Here is a 287-nt window from a genome sequence, read left to right as displayed (position 1 = left end):
CTTCGCCCGTCTTGCTGCTGCTATAGCCAATATCTGCGCGCACTTGCGAGATATATTCAGCACGGTCGATGCCTGTGCCGCCGTTGAGGACATCTGCCCCGTCACCGCCGCGCAGGCCATCATGGCCATGGCCACCTTCGAGGGTGTCGTTGCCGTCTTGACCATATAGTAAGTCGTTGTCGTCGCCCCCCATCAGGATGTCCGTGCCGGTGCCGCCAACCAAAATGTCGTTGCCCTCCAGACCGCGCAGACGATCATTTTCTGCGGTACCTATGAGGGTATCGCCC

The 287-nt window shown here is 59.6% G+C and carries 1 protein-coding gene; it reads right to left on the bottom strand.

What is annotated here, in order from left to right; translation table 11 throughout:
- A partial coding sequence (locus AB9F29_RS22335) for a calcium-binding protein (protein WP_369757306.1) occupies window positions 1–287 on the bottom strand: 287 nt, incomplete at both ends.

The sequence above is a fragment of the Falsihalocynthiibacter sp. S25ZX9 genome (assembly GCF_041205405.1).
GTDB classification, from domain to species: domain Bacteria; phylum Pseudomonadota; class Alphaproteobacteria; order Rhodobacterales; family Rhodobacteraceae; genus Falsihalocynthiibacter; species Falsihalocynthiibacter arcticus.
Note: the sequence above shows the minus strand (reverse complement) of the source record. Positions and strands in the feature narration are given on the sequence as shown.